General features: G+C 36.8%; 13 protein-coding genes. 1 reads left to right on the top strand and 12 read right to left on the bottom strand.

The annotated features are described in order from the left end of the window. Positions 1–117 precede the first annotated feature (117 nt). From priA to gmk, 4 genes are all read right to left on the bottom strand, one after another. Positions 118–2,526 carry a primosomal protein N' gene (gene priA, locus ACEE93_RS03255; protein ID WP_449156390.1) on the bottom strand — a complete coding sequence of 803 codons (2,409 nt, stop codon included), beginning with the start codon at positions 2,524–2,526 and terminating at the stop codon, positions 118–120. Next, complete coding sequence (gene coaBC, locus ACEE93_RS03250) at positions 2,523–3,728, bottom strand: bifunctional phosphopantothenoylcysteine decarboxylase/phosphopantothenate--cysteine ligase CoaBC (protein WP_449154865.1); 1,206 nt, start codon at positions 3,726–3,728, stop codon at positions 2,523–2,525. The genes priA and coaBC overlap by 4 nt, the downstream gene beginning before the upstream one ends. Before the next feature lie 118 nt (positions 3,729–3,846). After that, the gene (gene rpoZ, locus ACEE93_RS03245) at positions 3,847–4,068 is read right to left on the bottom strand and encodes a DNA-directed RNA polymerase subunit omega (RefSeq protein WP_449154864.1); all 222 of its coding nucleotides are present in this window, start codon (positions 4,066–4,068) and stop codon (positions 3,847–3,849) included. Next, the gene (gene gmk, locus ACEE93_RS03240; protein ID WP_449154863.1) at positions 4,068–4,691 is read right to left on the bottom strand and encodes a guanylate kinase; all 624 of its coding nucleotides are present in this window, start codon (positions 4,689–4,691) and stop codon (positions 4,068–4,070) included. Before gmk ends, rpoZ begins: the two co-directional genes overlap by 1 nt. Positions 4,692–4,848: 157 nt before the next feature. Between gmk and ACEE93_RS03235 the strand changes: the two genes are divergently transcribed. After that, the gene (locus ACEE93_RS03235) at positions 4,849–6,540 is read left to right on the top strand and encodes an Rqc2 family fibronectin-binding protein (RefSeq protein WP_449154862.1); all 1,692 of its coding nucleotides are present in this window, start codon (positions 4,849–4,851) and stop codon (positions 6,538–6,540) included. Positions 6,541–6,930: 390 nt separating this feature from the next. Here the strand turns inward: ACEE93_RS03235 and ACEE93_RS03230 are convergent, their stop codons facing one another. The 8 genes from ACEE93_RS03230 to ACEE93_RS03195 form a co-directional block, all read right to left on the bottom strand. Next, the gene (locus ACEE93_RS03230; RefSeq protein WP_449154861.1) at positions 6,931–7,344 is read right to left on the bottom strand and encodes a VOC family protein; all 414 of its coding nucleotides are present in this window, start codon (positions 7,342–7,344) and stop codon (positions 6,931–6,933) included. Between the two features lie 1,000 nt (positions 7,345–8,344). Next, positions 8,345–8,953 carry an orotate phosphoribosyltransferase gene (gene pyrE / locus ACEE93_RS03225; RefSeq protein WP_449154860.1) on the bottom strand — a complete coding sequence of 203 codons (609 nt, stop codon included), beginning with the start codon at positions 8,951–8,953 and terminating at the stop codon, positions 8,345–8,347. Beyond that, positions 8,953–9,645 (bottom strand): orotidine-5'-phosphate decarboxylase, encoded by a 693-nt coding sequence (gene pyrF / locus ACEE93_RS03220; protein ID WP_449154859.1) that lies wholly within the window; start codon positions 9,643–9,645, stop codon positions 8,953–8,955. Before pyrF ends, pyrE begins: the two co-directional genes overlap by 1 nt. Positions 9,646–9,648: 3 nt before the next feature. Beyond that, positions 9,649–10,566: a dihydroorotate dehydrogenase gene (locus ACEE93_RS03215; RefSeq protein WP_449154858.1), complete on the bottom strand. Its 918-nt coding sequence runs from the start codon at positions 10,564–10,566 to the stop codon at positions 9,649–9,651. Then, on the bottom strand, positions 10,563–11,327 hold the full coding sequence (locus ACEE93_RS03210; RefSeq protein WP_449154857.1) for a dihydroorotate dehydrogenase electron transfer subunit: 765 nt from the start codon (positions 11,325–11,327) through the stop codon (positions 10,563–10,565). The genes ACEE93_RS03215 and ACEE93_RS03210 overlap by 4 nt, the downstream gene beginning before the upstream one ends. Before the next feature lie 12 nt (positions 11,328–11,339). After that, positions 11,340–14,513, bottom strand: coding sequence for a carbamoyl-phosphate synthase large subunit (gene carB / locus ACEE93_RS03205; RefSeq protein ID WP_449154856.1), 3,174 nt, complete (start codon positions 14,511–14,513; stop codon positions 11,340–11,342). Further along, positions 14,506–15,606, bottom strand: a complete 1,101-nt coding sequence (locus ACEE93_RS03200; RefSeq protein WP_449154855.1) for a carbamoyl phosphate synthase small subunit — start codon at positions 15,604–15,606, stop codon at positions 14,506–14,508. The genes carB and ACEE93_RS03200 overlap by 8 nt, the downstream gene beginning before the upstream one ends. Next, positions 15,606–16,880 (bottom strand): dihydroorotase, encoded by a 1,275-nt coding sequence (locus tag ACEE93_RS03195; RefSeq protein ID WP_449154854.1) that lies wholly within the window; start codon positions 16,878–16,880, stop codon positions 15,606–15,608. Before ACEE93_RS03195 ends, ACEE93_RS03200 begins: the two co-directional genes overlap by 1 nt. Positions 16,881–16,884: the final 4 nt, after the last annotated feature.

Raw genomic sequence — 16,884 nt, 5'->3', positions numbered from 1 at the left:
TAAATTCATATAAAATGCGACGTGCTTTCTATAATCATAACAAATATTGGCTATTATTTTCTTTTTTAAGATGATCTTCTATTAATAACCTAACGTAATCTCTTTTTTAATTAATAATCACATCATCATGTAAGGGTTGATGTCGATTTTTAACGTCAACTTTTTTTGAATAAATAATTCATGATAATAATCATCTAAATATTGTAATACTTGAACAAGATGTGGCTCGCTTTTAAATTTGACCAACACTTGAAATCGATATTCATTGTTAATGCGCGATAAAGGGGCGGGTGATGGCCCTAAAATAAGTGCTTGTTCACTTAATTGTTGGATGAGAAGTTGATGAATATGCGTTGATGCCTGTAATACTTCCTTCATTTGTTCATGAGCTACCGTAAAATTGATTAAATAATAGTATGGTGGATAGTGTGCAAGTTGACGATAGGTCATTTCTTTACGATAAAACTCTAGGTAATTAGCTTGCTTTACATATTCTATTGCGTAATGATCAGGGTTATACGTTTGAATAATCACTTCCCCAGTTTTATCATGGCGTCCAGCTCGTCCGGCAACTTGCGTTAAAATTTGGAACGTTCTTTCACTTGAACGAAAGTCAGGAAGATTAAGCATTGTATCTGCGTTAAGAACCCCAACAAGCGTAATGTTAGGAAAATCAAGCCCCTTCGCAATCATTTGTGTCCCTAATAAAATATCGCCTTGACCACTTCCAAATTGATTTAGTAATTTTTCATGACTGCCTTTTTTACTTGTCGTATCTACATCCATACGAATAATGCGCGCCTCTGGAAAACGTTGTTGTAGTAATTCTTCTACGCGTTGTGTCCCTGTTCCCATTTGACGGATATGTTCACTTTCACAATTCGGGCAACGCATCGGTGCTTGCTCTTGATACCCGCAATAATGACATTTCAACTGATCATTCGTTTTATGGTATGTTAACGAAATATCACAATGTGGACATTGCGGCACATGACCACAATCGCGACACAACATAAATGATGCATAACCACGGCGATTCAAAAATAAAACCACTTGTTCTTTTCTTTCTAAACGTGCCTCAATGCCTTCTGCTAGCGTTTCGGAAAACATTGAGCGATTGCCATTGGCTAACTCTTCTCTCATATCAAGTACTTCAATATTTGGTAACGGCCGTTGATTAACACGGTTAGGCATTGATAATAAAGTGTACACACCCTTCTCTGCTCGGGCATAACTTTCTAAACTTGGCGTAGCACTTCCTAACACTAGTGGACAATGGTGGTAACGACTCCGCCATTCTGCAATATCTTTTGCATGATATCTCGGATAATCTTCTTGTTTATAGGTTGCTTCATGCTCCTCATCAATAATAATAATACCTAGATGTTTAAACGGTGCAAAAATACTAGAACGCGCTCCTACACTGACTCGTGCTCGCCCATCTCGAATCTTTTGCCATTCATCATAACGTTCACCAGCCGATAACGCAGAATGTAAAACAGCAACTTCATCTCCAAATCGTGCTTTAAAACGCAATACCATTTGTGGTGTGAGCGCAATTTCAGGAACGAGCATCATCGCATTCTGGCCTTGATTCAACACATCTTCAATAATATGAAGGTAGACTTCTGTCTTACCTGAACCCGTGACACCATGTAATAAAAATGTTTCACTACGTCTTTCTTGTACAGCTTCAGATAAAGACTGGTACGCTTGCATTTGTTCAGAAGTAAGCGATTGTTTTTCATCTGCTTCAAATACTCGACCTTCATATGGGTCACGTTCAACAACAGCATCATACTTTTCAATCAACTGATATTTTTCAAGCGTTTTAATTGATGAAGGCGAAAATGACATGTCATGGAGCTCTTTTAAAAAGACGTCACGATGTTGTTCATCTAATAAAAAACAAATGAGTTCATACTGCTTGGGCTTATTCTCTAATCGACCAAGTAATTCATCCGGATTCACATCCGAACAAATTCTTACTGCTTTCTGAGTGCGTTTTTTAGTTCGCTGTTGTAAGCGTGTCACTTCTTTAATTGCACCAGTACTTAAATAAAACGACATCGCTTCAACATTATTCTCTTTTTGCGCTTTTTGATAATCGTAATATCCTTCTTGATTAAATAACGATAATATCTCTTCTGGTAATTGTGATGCGTCCACAATTTGAAACGCTTTTTGATATTTTGCTTTAATCGCGCTAGGTAACATCGCTTCTAAAATAGAAATACGCTTAGAAATGAAATTACGGTGGTACCATTCACTAAGTTGAACCAACTCTTCAGTTAACTCAGGTGTAATATCCTTGACCTCGATAATCGGCTTCAAGCGCGATAGGTCCATTTCACTTTGGGCATCATCTATGCAATTCATGACATAGCCTTGTATTTTGCGCGGACCAAATGGCACGACAACACGGATGCCCGGTTTAATAATATCTTTAAATTGTTGAGGGATAATATAGTCAAATGTTTTATCAACTCTTTTAGAATCGACATCTACAATCACTTGAGCTATCATACTTGCCAACTTCCTTCTAACGCTAACAAAATTTTAAAAGCTAATTGTTTTTTACTCGTTTTATCAATTGTTTTCACAGTGCCATCTTTGAAATAAAGTGACACTTCATTTTCGTCTGATTGAAAACCAATCGACGCATCTCCTACATTATTAGCAATAACGACATCCGCATTTTTACGTACTAGTTTTTCGCGCGCATATGTCTCCACGTTTTGTGTTTCAGCCGCAAACCCTACTAATTTTTGAGTCGTTTTGTGTTCTCCAAGATATTTTAAAATATCCACTGTACGTTTAAATTCCACAACTAAATTGCCATCTTGTTTTTTCATCTTATGCTCTAATTGTTCAACAGGAGTGTAGTCCGATACTGCTGCAGTTTTAAAAATAACGTCTTGAGTTTCAAAGTGTTCGATCACCGCTTCAAACATTTCTTGTGCACTGCGCACAGCAATGACATTGACATTATTTGGCGGATCTAAATGTGTTGGCCCAGTTACAAGCGTGACTTGAGCGCCACTATTTTGCAAAGCCTCAGCTAAAGCATAGCCCATTTTTCCTGAGGCACGATTAGAAACATAACGGACAGGGTCAATTTCTTCTACCGTAGGACCAGCTGTAATTAACACATGCTTATCTTTAAAATAAGTGGCCGTTTGAGCTTGATGAGATGTGTGAGCTTCACGTTCTAATACCGTTTGGATGTCAATCGGTTCTGCCATACGACCTTTCGCAACATAGCCACATGCTAAAAATCCTTCTCCTGGTTCGATAAATTGATAGCCATCTTCAACTAACGTTGCCATATTTTGTTGAATACGCGGATTTTCATACATATGTACATTCATAGCTGGCGCAATAAATTTCTTAGTTTCTGTCGCTAATAAGGTCGTTGTGACCATATCATCTGCAATCCCATGACTTAATTTAGAAATGATATTCGCAGTAGCTGGGGCCACGACGATGGCATCCGCCCAATCTCCTAAGGCAACATGCTGAATTTCTGCCGGATGCTCTTCATGAAATGTATTAGTATATACAGCATTTCGACTTATGGCTTGAAAAGCTAGAGGTGTCACAAACTCTTGTGCATGTTCTGTTAACATCACACGCACATCATAACCCGCTTGCGTTAATTTACTTGTTAAATCTATAGCTTTATACGCGGCAATGCCACCTGTAACAGCGACTAAAATATTTTTCATGATTTCACTCCTGATCATTTACATTTCTACATTTTTATTTTTTATAAATATCTATTAATTTAAAAAAGTAGGATGACGCCCTTGTCATCCCACTATCTTACAATGTTTCATTCATGAATTAATGAATTTGATTATACTTTTTTTCATCTACTTGAGGTGTTACTTTTTGTGCTGCGATTTCTTCTAATGCACGACCAACTGTTTTTTTACTTGAATATTGATCTAATAATAACGCCTCAGGATCTGCTTGAATTTCACGTGCACGTTTAGCTGCTGTCGTTGCGATTAAATATTTAGAGTTAATTTTATCTTGTAATTCATGTAATGGTGGATGTAACATTATTTTTTAGCCTCCAATAACATCTTTCTATATTTTGCTTCAATACGTTCTCTTTTTAAATGTTCCGCTGCAACAATGCATTGAATGCGTTGTTTCGCAAGTTCTACTTCATCATTTACAACAACATAGTCGTATAAATTCATCATTTCAACTTCTTTACGTGCTTCGGTCACACGACTTTGAATTTTTTCTGTTGATTCTGTGCCACGACCAATTAAACGTTCTTCTAAATGATCTAAACTTGGTGGCGCTAAAAAGATAAATAACGCATCAGGGAATTTTTTACGTACTTGTTTAGCACCTTCTACTTCGATTTCTAAAAACACATCGTAGCCTGCATTCATTGTATCCTTCACATATTGGATGGGTGTCCCATAATAATTACCAACATATTCAGCATATTCTATAAATGCATCTTGTTCAATGAGTTGCTCAAATGCTTCTTTCGTTTTGAAAAAATAATCCACACCGTCTTCTTCCCCTTCGCGCATTGAACGGGTTGTCATGGAAATTGAATATTTGTATGACGTCGTGGGATCGTCAAAAATACGTTTTCTAACCGTTCCCTTACCTACACCAGAGGGACCCGACAAGACAATTAATAAGCCCTTTTCAGTATCCATTCCTTACGACCTTTCTGCTATTCTTCTATTTATTTATATATCTTACCACAATTTTATGTTTATTGTATAGAGTTCAAGTGGATAAACTTACGCTCTGACGATTGTCTAAACACATGTTATAATAAGGCAATGAAATTTTTTAAAGGTGGCAGATAACATGGCATTTGATGGGGTTTTCACGAAAAAAATGGTGGAAGATTTACAAACACTTGTTAAAGGACGCATTCATAAAATAAATCAACCAGAAAATGATACGATTATCATGGTTGTGCGTCAAAATCGTAAAAATCATCAACTTTTATTATCTATTCATCCTAATTTTGCGCGTATTCATATTACAGAAAAGAAATATGATAATCCATTTGAACCACCTATGTTTGCACGTGTCTTTCGTAAACACTTAGAAGGTGGCATTATTCAAGCTATACGCCAAATTGGTAATGACCGTCGTATTGAAATAGATGTAGAAAGTAAAGATGAACTTGGTGACACCATTCATCGAACAGTTATTTTAGAAATTATGGGGAAACATAGTAATCTCATTTTAGTCGATAATGATTATAAAATTATTGAAGGGTTTAAACATTTAACGCCTAACACAAATCAATTTCGTACGGTGATGCCAGGTTTTCAATATGAAACGCCACCGTCTCAAAATAAAATGAATCCATTTAATGTAACTGGTAATGACGTAGTGCAATACATCGATTTTAATAGTGGTAAAATCGACCGACAATTACTTAACACTTTTGAAGGATTTTCTCCTCTAATTACAAAAGAAATTACTACTCGAAGACAATTTATGACCACTCAAACGTTACCGGAAGCATTTAATGAAGTCATGGCTGATATTCAACAGCCTGTTTCTCCTGTGTTTCATAAAAATCATGAAACCGGAAAAGAAGATTTTTATTTTATGAAATTACAGCAGTTTAACGATGACATGATTGAATATGACTCATTACATCACTTATTAGACCGCTTTTATGAAGCGCGCGGAGAAAGAGAACGTGTTAAGCAACGTGCAAATGATTTATTAAAACTTGTTCACCAACATTTACAAAAATATCAGAATAAACTCAGTAAATTAATTACAGAGTTAGAGGGTACTCAAAATAAAGAACAACAACAATTATATGGTGAATTAATTACAGCTAACATCTACCAACTCAAAATGGGAGACGATCAATTAACCACAACGAATTATTATAATGGCGAAACCATTACTATTCCTTTAGACCCTACACGTTCACCTTCTGACAATGCGCAGTATTATTTTAAGCAATACAATCGTATGAAAACACGTGAACGTGAGCTCGAACATCAAATTCAATTAACTAAAGAAAATATCCGTTATTTTGAAAGTATTGATCAACAACTTTCACATATAACTGTCGATGAAATTGATGAAATACGCGAAGAATTAGCGGAACAAGGATTTATCAAACAACGTAAACGCTCAAATAAAAAGAAAAAACAAAAAATACAACTTCAACAATATCAGTCCACAGATGGTGATACGATACTCGTTGGAAAGAATAATAAACAAAATGATTATCTAACCCATAAACGTGCTCAAAAACATCATATTTGGTTGCATACTAAAGATATTCCAGGCAGCCACGTGGTTATCCTAAATGATGATCCAGCACAATCAACATTAGACGAAGCAGCATTGATTGCCGCTTACTTTTCAAAAGCAGGTCAATCCAGCCAAATACCAGTAGACTATACGTCAATCAAACACGTACACAAACCAAACGGTGCTAAACCCGGCTTCGTCACATACGATCATCAAAAAACACTTTATGCCACACCAAACTATGACGAAATACAAAAATTAAAATAAAGTGTGGAAGAAAGCGCTTTGACCCCGAGCAAAATCGCCCAGGAAGCAGCAATTGGTTCTCAAATTGCTGCGCCCTGGGCTTTTTGTTGAGGGGGTCAGCTTTCTGGAACCGGATTATAAAAGTGCGGACAATTACGTGCACTTCGAACATAGTGAGATTAGTGCACGTTATGCATGCGAGTGATAGCGAACAGGCGAACCTTTCCTTAGGAGCAAAATCGAGCGCTAAACTCAAACCGGTTTTTGGTTTTTATAGCAATGCTTATGGATTAGGACATAATATATGTATGATTCGAGAAAACAATTAACAAAATCCTAACCCTTTCAAAAAGAGCGATGAAGCTTACTTTAATAGAATGCTTCATCGCTCTTATAGTATATTAGTCAACTTTATCTTTTAGTTTCTGGGAATGCTAATTGAAAGTTCACACCAAATTTGTCTTGAACCCATGCAAATTCACGATATTGCGGAGGCATTTCAGTTTTCGGCATCAAAATCGCTCCACCATCTTTTAAGCCATTATATAACGTATCCATTTCAAATTGGTCTTTTACGGTAACAAATAATGACATCGCAGGATTCATTTCAATATCAGTGCCATTGATATTGTCAATCGCCATAAATACTTGACCATTTAATGTAAATATAGAATGTTGTACTTTACCTTCTTGGTCTGGCACAGTATCGTCATATTTAACCATCGTGATGATTTCACTGTCTTCAAATAATTGCGTATAGTATTGGATTGCTTCTTCAGCATTACCATTAAACATTAAAAAAGTAGTTATTTTAGGGATTTTCATATTTTATCCTCCTCTATTAAACATCAAAACTCATTCATTAATCCATCTCTTTTTTACTTTCACTACCTATTATAACCGGTTACAATAGAAACAAATCATTTTTAGGGGGATTTTTATGTTAAGTATAAACTTATTACTACCACTACTCGTCTTCGTACTCATCTTCGTCGGCGGTTGGCTCTTCTTAAAATGGTACTTACGATAAACAAAGTGCGGAAGAAAGCGTTTTGGCCCCGAACAAAATCGTCCAGGAAGCAGAAATTGGTTTTCAAATTTATGCGCCCTGGGCTTTTTGTTGAGGGGACAGCTTTCTGGAGCTGGATTATAAAATAGCTGACAATTGCGGTCAGGGTTCGAAGTAATACCTAGGGACAAGCGAAAATCGCTCTTTGATTTTTGCGCGTCACGTAGTATTATCGAGAACCCTGCAATTGGAAGCCGGATTATAAACAAAGTTACGTACACTACGAACAAAGTGAGATTAGTGTACGTTATGCATGCGAACGAAAGTGAGCAGGCGAACCTTTCTATTAATAGCAAAATCGAGCGCTGAACTCAAACCGCTCTTTGGTTTTAGTGAAGCGGCTCATTTTGTTGAGAGTTTTGCAGTGCGTAACCTGATTAAACAAAGTGCGGAAGAAAGCGTTTAGAAATTGAGCAGAATCAAGCAAGAAGCGAAGATTGTTCTTTAATCTTTGCGCCTTGCGTAGTTCTGTTGAAATTTCTGCTTTCTGCAGCCGGATTATAAACAAAGTTACGTGCACTACGAACATAGTGAGTTAGTGCACGTTATGCATGCGAACGAAAGTGAGCAAGCGAACCTTTCTTTCAGTACAAAAATAAGCAAGTCATTCTTTAAACGCGATGTATGTTCACTGCTTCAAAATATTAATTAAATTTTCCAATGCATTATGCTATTAAATATTCAAAGCCTTCAAAATTCACACCAATGAATTTTGAAGGCTTTTTAGAAAAAGAGCTACTCTACTTTTATGTGATTTTATAATTGATTACGCCAGTTCACTAGAGTATCAATGTCTTCTTTAGTCACTTTTCCTTCTTGTTCAGCAACTTCAATTAATTCTTCATAATTACTTAATGTCACAAATTTAGCATCAGCGTCTTTAAACGCCGCTTCTGCTTTATTTAAACCATAAGTAAAGATGGCAACGACACCTAATACGTCTGCCCCTGCTTCACGTAAAGCGTCAATTGCTGTAATTGAAGAACCACCAGTGGAAATAAGATCTTCTACAACTACTACTTTTTTACCCTTACTGTTAGCGCCTTCGATTTGATTTTGTTTACCATGACTTTTACTTTTTGAACGAACGTAATTCATTGGTAAATTCATTTTTTCAGAAATATAAGCCGCATGTGGAATACCTGCCGTAGCTGTTCCAGATACAATTTCTACATCTGAAAAATGAGTTTGAATTAAATCAACTAACCCATCACGAATGGCTTCGCGAACTTTTGGATAACCAAGTGTGACACGATTATCGCAATAAATTGGTGATTTAATTCCAGAACTCCATGTATACATATCATTAGGTGAGAGTGAAACTGCTTCGATATCTAATAATGACTTTGCAATTGATTTGACCATTAACTTAACCAACTTTCTTTGATTTGATGATAACTATCGACTGGATTGTCACTTTGTGTAATCGGGCGTCCCACAACGATATGTGTTGACCCCAATTGTTTAGCATCTTCAGGTGTAGTGATACGTTTTTGATCATTAGCATCACTATGAGCTGGACGAATACCCGGTGTTACTTTTAAGAATGTTTCCCCACATCTTTCCTTTATGCTTGATGCTTCAAGGGGTGAACATACCACACCATCTAGACCAGCTTGTTGTGCTAATTCAGCATAATTTAAGACCGCTTCTTCCATTGACGTTTGAATGTTTTGTTCTTGATGTAACTGTGCTTCTGTCGTTGACGTTAACTGGGTTACAGCAATAATTTTAATATTTGGATTGTGTTTACGTAAACCTTCCATTGCACGTTGCATCATCAACTTGCCGCCTGCAGCATGAACATTGACTAGGTCTACATCAAGTTTTGCTAAGCCTTCCATTGCTTTGCCAACAGTGTTCGGAATGTCATGTAGTTTTAAATCCAAAAAGATATCATGACCAAGCGCTTTGATCTCTTTAATCAATGCTGGCCCTGTTTGGTAAAACAATTCCATCCCGACTTTAACAAATAAAGGTTCATCAAATTGATTTAGGAACGTCATGACTTCTTGTTTCGTAGCAAAATCGAGTGCAATAATTGGTTCTCTTTTCATAAGTTACATTCCTTTCTGAGTACGACCTTTAAGTTCATTAATATGATTAACGCCTAGCGCATCTAAATGTGTTGGTAAGTCATCAATAATTTCCTTACATACTAAAGGATTTTGGAAATTTGCTGTACCAACTGCTACCGCATCAGCACCTACAGAGATATAATCAATGACATCTTGTGCATTTTGAATACCTCCCATTGCAATAATTGGGATATTTGGTAATGCTTTACGCACTTCATATACCATTCTTAATGCAACCGGTTTGATGGCAGGACCACTTAATCCGCCTATTACATTGCTAATAATTGGTTGACCTGTACGACTATCAATGCGTAAACCTACAAGTGTATTAATCATTGTTAAACCATCTGCATATGCGCCAATTGCTTTTGCCATGTCTACAATATTCGTTACATTTGGAGAAAGTTTCACATATACAGGGACACTTGATACGGCTTTAACTTGTCGTGTTAATTCCGCTGCCACTTCAGGGTCCACGCCAAATTGCATTCCGCCTTCTTTAACGTTTGGACAAGAGATATTCAGTTCTAGCGCTTTAACATTTGGCGCTTTCGAAATATGTTCTGCCACATAAACATAATCTTCTTCTTTTGAACCAGCAACATTCGCAATAATTGGTACATCATAATCTTCTAATGCTTTTAATTCATGGTCTAATATATGATGTACGCCAGGATTTTGTAATCCAATCGCATTAATCATGCCACTATCTGTTTCAGCTACTCGAGGCGTTTCATTACCAAAACGTGCTTCTTTTGTTGCCGCTTTGACCATTATCGCGCCAAGCTCTGATAAATCATAAAACTGGCCATATTCCGCCCCAAATGCAAAACAACCACTTGCTGGCATGACCGGATTTTTTAAAGACAAACCGGGTAACTCTGTATTTAATCGGCTCATAACACAACTGCTCCCTTCTCAAAAACTGGTCCATCAGTACATACTTTAACATAATCTGTTTCACTGTCTGGCACATGACAAACGCATGCATAACAAGCACCTACGCCACATCCCATACGCTCCTCTAAAGAAATGTAGCCTGGTACATCTTTTAAAGCTTCAGCTTGTGTTAAAGCTTTAAGCATTGGTTTTGGACCACATGTATAGAAAATATCATAATCAACTGGCAACTGATCGATCACGTTTGTGACAAAGCCTTTCTCACCAGTACTACCATCTTCTGTAACAATATAGGTATCACCTAAAGCTTCAAATTGTTGTTGATAAAATACATCTTTTTGAGAACGAAATCCTAAAACATGAACCACTTCAATACCACGTTTTGTCAGTTGTTTAGATAACTCATAAAGCGGTGGTACACCTATACCGCCTCCTACAAGTAAAGCTTTCTTTTTAGCACGTTCAACTGGAAAACCATTTCCAAGAGGTGCAATCACATCAACCTCATCACCTTGTTGTAATTGTGCAAGTTTTTGTGTGCCTGCTCCTTCAGCACGAAAAAGCATTGTAAAGCTATTTTCGGATGCGTTCATTTCACATATTGAAATAGGACGTCGTAACATATGCAATGAGCCTTCGCCCACTTTGATATGTACGAACTGACCCGGTTGTTGCAATGTTTCAACAACCGGTCCAGTCACTTTCAATTCATAAATACGGTCTGCAATATTTTCATTTGAAATGACTGTTACTTTTTCCACCGCTTTTCCCTCCTACATATTTCGCATTGAGAATGTCATACTTTCAATAACATTCGTTAAAGCATTCGCTGTATCAAGTGAAGTAAGACAAGGTACACCATTTTCTACTGAAGCTCGACGAATTTGGAAACCATCGCGTTCAATCATTTTACCTTTTGTCATTGTATTAATTACGATTTGAACGTCGCCATTTTGAATTTTTGTAATTAAATCGTCATGGCCACCAATTTTATCAACCGTGTCGACTTTAATATTATGGTCTGCAAGTTTTTGAGCTGTACCTGCTGTAGCAATAATTTTATAACCTACTTGATTTAAACGTGTTGCAATTTTAACCATTTCTTCTTTGTCTTTATCGCTAACTGTAATGAGGACAGTACCATAGTCTTTTACAGTGAAACCTGAAGCTGTAAGTCCTTTATATAACGCTTTTTCTAAAGTAAGGTCTCGTCCCATTACCTCACCAGTTGATTTCATTTCAGGTCCAAGCGTAATATCAACATTTTTTAATTTATTAAAGCTAAAGACAGGTGCTTTCACAAAAACGCCTTCTTTATATGGTTGAATACCTTCTTTGAATCCTAATTCTGCTAACTGTTCACCCATAATTGCACGCATTGCTAATTGTGCCATTTGAATTTCAGTAATCTTACTTAAGAACGGCACGGTACGACTTGCACGTGGGTTGACTTCTAATACGTAAACACCATCATGCGCAATTACAAATTGGATGTTAATAAGGCCGACAATGTTTAATCCTTTTGCTAGCTTAATTGTAAAGGATTCTAATGTGTCGATTTCTTCTTGTGTTAATGTTTGTGGTGGATATACTGCAATAGAGTCTCCTGAATGCACACCCGCGCGTTCAATGTGTTCCATAATACCAGGGATAATGACTGTTTCTCCGTCACTAATAGCATCCACTTCGATCTCTTTACCTGTTAAATAACGGTCGACTAATACTGGATGTTCAGGGCTTGCTTTAACGGCTTGATTCATATAATTTTCAAGTTCAGCATCATTATAAACGATTTCCATCGCACGGCCACCTAATACATAAGATGGTCTAACTACAACCGGATAACCGATGTCTCTTGCATTTTCTAACGCTTCTTTTGCTGACGTTGCAGTTCTACCTTTTGGTTGTGGGACGTCAATATCATTTAAAAGTGCTTCGAATTCTTTACGGTCTTCCGCACGATTTAAATCTTCTAATGATGTACCTAAAATACGCACGCCGTATTTTGCTAATTTATCTGCTAAGTTAATCGCTGTTTGACCACCAAATTGTACAACAACACCTTTAGGTTGCTCTAAATTAATGATGTTCATCACATCTTCTTCTGTAAGTGGATCAAAATAAAGCTTATCAGAAATTGAGAAGTCAGTTGATACTGTTTCTGGGTTGTTATTGACGATAATCGCTTCATAACCGGCATTTTGAATAGCCCACACAGCATGAACTGTCGCATAGTCGAATTCGACACCTTGACCAATTCGAATTGGACCTGAACCTAGTACGATAATCTTCTCTTTATCTGTCACAACAGATTCATTTTCTTCTTCATAAGTACCATAATAATATGGTGTTGCAGATTCAAATTCTGCTGCACATGTATCTACCATTTTATATACTGGGTGAATATCATGTTTTTGACGTAAATCATATACTTCTTCTTCTGTCATTTCAAAACGATGTGCGATGACACGATCACTAAAGCCAAAACGTTTCGCAAATTTTAAGTAGTCAATATCACCTTGGTGCGCTTTAAGTGTGTGTTCCATATCGATAATATTTTTAAATTTGTTTAAGAAGAAATAGTCAATTTTCGTCATTTCATGAATTTCTTCTAATGACACACCGCGTCGAATTGCTTCACCAATAAAGAATAATCGCTCATCATCTTGCGCATTGATACGCTCTTTAATATAGGATAGATCGAATGATTCACCGTTTGGTAAACCTAGATGATGTACGCCGTATTCAAGTGAACGAATCGCTTTTAGTAATGATTCTTCATAAGTACGGCCAATCGACATGACTTCTCCTGTTGCTTTCATTTGCGTACCAAGTTCACGTTCACCTTTTTCAAATTTATCAAATGGGAAACGTGGAATTTTAGAAACGATATAATCTAAACTTGGTTCAAATGCCGCATAAGATGTGCCTGTTACTGGGTTTTTCATTTCATCCAATGTTAAACCAACTGCAATTTTAGCTGCTAATTTGGCAATAGGATACCCTGTTGCTTTTGAAGCAAGTGCAGATGAACGAGACACACGTGGATTAACCTCGATAATATAATATTGCATTGAGTGAGGATCGAGAGCAAGTTGAACGTTACATCCTCCTTCAATTTTCAATGCACGGATAACTTTTAAGGAAACGTCACGTAACATTTGATATTCCACATCTGACAATGTTTGACTTGGTGCTACTACCACTGAGTCACCTGTATGAATACCAACAGGGTCTATATTTTCCATGTTACATACGACAATCGCGTTATCGTTTTTATCACGCATTACTTCATATTCTATTTCTTTATAACCAGCAATGGACTTTTCAATAAGACATTGTGTAGCTGGACTATATTTCAATCCGTTTGACACAACTTCTTTTAATTCTTCATCATTATGGCAAATACCGCCACCAGTACCACCCATTGTAAAGGCTGGACGGACAATTAATGGATAACCTACTTGATCTTTAAATTCAAACGCTTGTTCTAACGTATTGACGATGTCACTTTCAGGAACTGGTACATTTAAGTCATTCATTAATGAACGGAATAACTCTCTATCTTCTGCTTGGTTAATAGATGATAGTTCAGTACCTAATAAAGTGACGTTATTTGACTCCAGCACACCGCTATCATGTAGTTCAATCGCCATGTTCAAGCCAGTTTGACCACCTAATGTTGGTAATAGTGCATCAGGTTGTTCTTTACGTATAATACGTGCTATAAAATCATGTGTTAAAGGTTCGATATATACTTTATCGGCAATCTCTTTGTCTGTCATAATTGTAGCTGGGTTCGAATTGACTAATATCACACGATACCCTTCTTCTTTTAATGCAAGACAAGCTTGTGTTCCTGCATAGTCAAATTCTGCTGCTTGTCCAATGATAATTGGACCAGATCCGATAACAAGAATGGTTTGTATATCTTTTCTTTTAGGCATGAGTAACGCGCTCCTTTTGTTTATTTTCATTCATCATTTCAATAAATTGATCAAATAAATAATTCGAATCAGTTGGGCCAGGACATGCTTCTGGGTGATATTGAACTGAAAAGGCCGGTAAATGTTTATGTCTTAAGCCTTCAACCGTTCCATCATTTAATGCGATATGTGTAATTTCTAAGTCCGTTTTTTCAATAGAGTCTGCATCGATAGAATAACCATGGTTTTGACTTGTTAGTGCGATTTTTCCTGTTGCTAAGTCTTTAACTGGATGGTTAGCACCACGATGGCCGAACTTCATCTTAAAGGAAGTTGCACTTTGTGATAAGGCAAATAATTGGTGTCCTAAACAAATACCAAAGAATGGAACTTTTCCTAAGATACCTTTAATCATTTCCACAGCCACTTGGACGTCATCCGGATCACCAGGGCCATTTGATAACATAACGCCATCTGGATTACGTTTTAAAATATCTTCAGCAGAGGTATCATATGGCACTACAGTGACTTCACATCCTCTTGCGTTTAATTCACGTACAATGTTTTGTTTTTTACCAAAGTCAACTAATACTACTTTTAAATCAAATCCTGTTGAAACATATGGTGATTTTGTAGAAACAGTAGGGACTTCTGTTGTAGGGAACGTTGTATTTTTTAAATGCTCTACTGTTTTGTCAATTTCAGATGAGTCATCAACGAAAGCTGCTTTAAGTACACCATGTTCACGGATTTTCTTCGTAATACTACGTGTATCTACACCGCTAATACCAGGAATGTTATATTCTTTTAACACATCGTCAAATGACATTTCTGCTCTAAAATTACTTGGATGTTGACATGCTTCTTTAACCACTACACCATTTAATGTCGGGACAAGTGATTCAAAATCATCGCGGTTAATACCATAGTTACCAATTAATGGATACGTAAACGTAATGATTTGTCCGGTAAATGAAGGGTCAGATAATGTTTCTTGATACCCTGTCATGCCAGTTGTAAATACAATTTCACCTTCTGTTAATTCGTCTGAACCTAATTTGAACCCTGTATAGTAACTTCCATCTTCAAGTACAAGATAACGTTTCTCAAACATTATTTTTCCTCCTCATAACGAATATCGCCTTCAACCATTGTTAATACTGGATTACCAAATACTTTTTCACCAATAAATGGCGTGTTTGTACCTTTTGAATAGAAATCTTCTCCTTTAATTTCATATTCTTCATCTAAGTTGATTAATGTTAAATCGGCTAATTCACCTTCAGCTAATTGACCATATGGTAAATCAAATGTTTTAGCTGGTTTTGTTGTTAAATAATCCACTAATTGTTGTAAACTCCAATCGCCATTTTTAACAAAGTGTGTATAAAGAAGCGGGAATGCTGTTTCACTACCCACAATACCAAATGGTGCTTTAGTCATTGGTTGATCTTTTTCATCCGCTGCATGAGGTGCATGGTCCGTTGCGATACAATCGATCGTACCATCTAATAAACCATCAATGAGCGCTTGTTGATCTTCTTTACTTCTTAATGGTGGATTCATTTTATAGATACCGTGATCTTCAGGAACATCGTTTTCATTCAATAGTAAATGGTGTGGTGTGACTTCAGCTGTAACCGGAATACCTGCTTTTTTCGCATCACGAATGACACGCACACTTTCTTTAGTTGAAACGTGACACACATGATAGTGACAACCTGTTGCTTCACTTAATAAGACATCTCTAGCAATTTGCACCGCTTCACATATATTTGGGATACCCGGAACACCTAGTTCTTTACTGCGTTGGCCTTCATGCATAGCACCACCATAAATCAAGCTATTTTCTTCACAGTGTGCAACAATTGCTTTATTCACTGATTTCGCTTGTTGCATCGCTTCATACATCATAGAAGCTTGTTGTACACCTACGCCATCATCTGTAAATGCAAAAGCGCCCTCTTTTGCTAGTGTTTCAAAATCAACATGTTCTTTACCTGCTTGTCTAATTGTGATTGAAGCGTATGGTAGTACACGAACTTGTGCATTATCAGCAATTAATTGGTTTAAATGGTCCATGTTTTCTTTAGTATCTGGCACTGGTTTTGTGTTCGGCATTGGACATACTGTTGTAAATCCACCTCTTGCAGCTGCTTTTGTACCTGTTTCAATTGTTTCTTTGTATTCGCCACCTGGTTCTCTTAAATGAACATGAACATCGATAAAGCCGGGTGCTAAAAATTGACCTTTAGCATCAATGACTGTCATATCTTCAGTAGGTTCAATAGTTTCTGCAATTTGTTTAACGTGTTTTCCTTCTATTAAAATATCGACCTTTTTAAATTGATTAGCTTCTAACATTTGTGCATTTTGAATTAATTTCATAAGC

Source organism: Staphylococcus sp. 11262D007BW (genome assembly GCF_053547815.1).
Note: the sequence above shows the minus strand (reverse complement) of the source record. Positions and strands in the feature narration are given on the sequence as shown.

Excerpts from the sequence above, each read along its gene's own strand:
- priA (WP_449156390.1), bottom strand. The coding sequence starts at position 2,526 with ATGATAGCTCAAGTGATTGTAGATGTCGATTCTAAAAGAGTTGATAAA.
- coaBC (WP_449154865.1), bottom strand. The coding sequence starts at position 3,728 with ATGAAAAATATTTTAGTCGCTGTTACAGGTGGCATTGCCGCGTATAAA.
- rpoZ (WP_449154864.1), bottom strand. The coding sequence starts at position 4,068 with ATGTTACATCCACCATTACATGAATTACAAGATAAAATTAACTCTAAA.
- gmk (WP_449154863.1), bottom strand. The coding sequence starts at position 4,691 with ATGGATACTGAAAAGGGCTTATTAATTGTCTTGTCGGGTCCCTCTGGT.
- ACEE93_RS03235 (WP_449154862.1), top strand. The coding sequence starts at position 4,849 with ATGGCATTTGATGGGGTTTTCACGAAAAAAATGGTGGAAGATTTACAA.
- ACEE93_RS03230 (WP_449154861.1), bottom strand. The coding sequence starts at position 7,344 with ATGAAAATCCCTAAAATAACTACTTTTTTAATGTTTAATGGTAATGCT.
- pyrE (WP_449154860.1), bottom strand. The coding sequence starts at position 8,953 with ATGGTCAAATCAATTGCAAAGTCATTATTAGATATCGAAGCAGTTTCA.
- pyrF (WP_449154859.1), bottom strand. The coding sequence starts at position 9,645 with ATGAAAAGAGAACCAATTATTGCACTCGATTTTGCTACGAAACAAGAA.
- ACEE93_RS03215 (WP_449154858.1), bottom strand. The coding sequence starts at position 10,566 with ATGAGCCGATTAAATACAGAGTTACCCGGTTTGTCTTTAAAAAATCCG.
- carB (WP_449154856.1), bottom strand. The coding sequence starts at position 14,513 with ATGCCTAAAAGAAAAGATATACAAACCATTCTTGTTATCGGATCTGGT.
- ACEE93_RS03200 (WP_449154855.1), bottom strand. The coding sequence starts at position 15,606 with ATGTTTGAGAAACGTTATCTTGTACTTGAAGATGGAAGTTACTATACA.
- ACEE93_RS03195 (WP_449154854.1), bottom strand. The coding sequence starts at position 16,880 with ATGAAATTAATTCAAAATGCACAAATGTTAGAAGCTAATCAATTTAAA.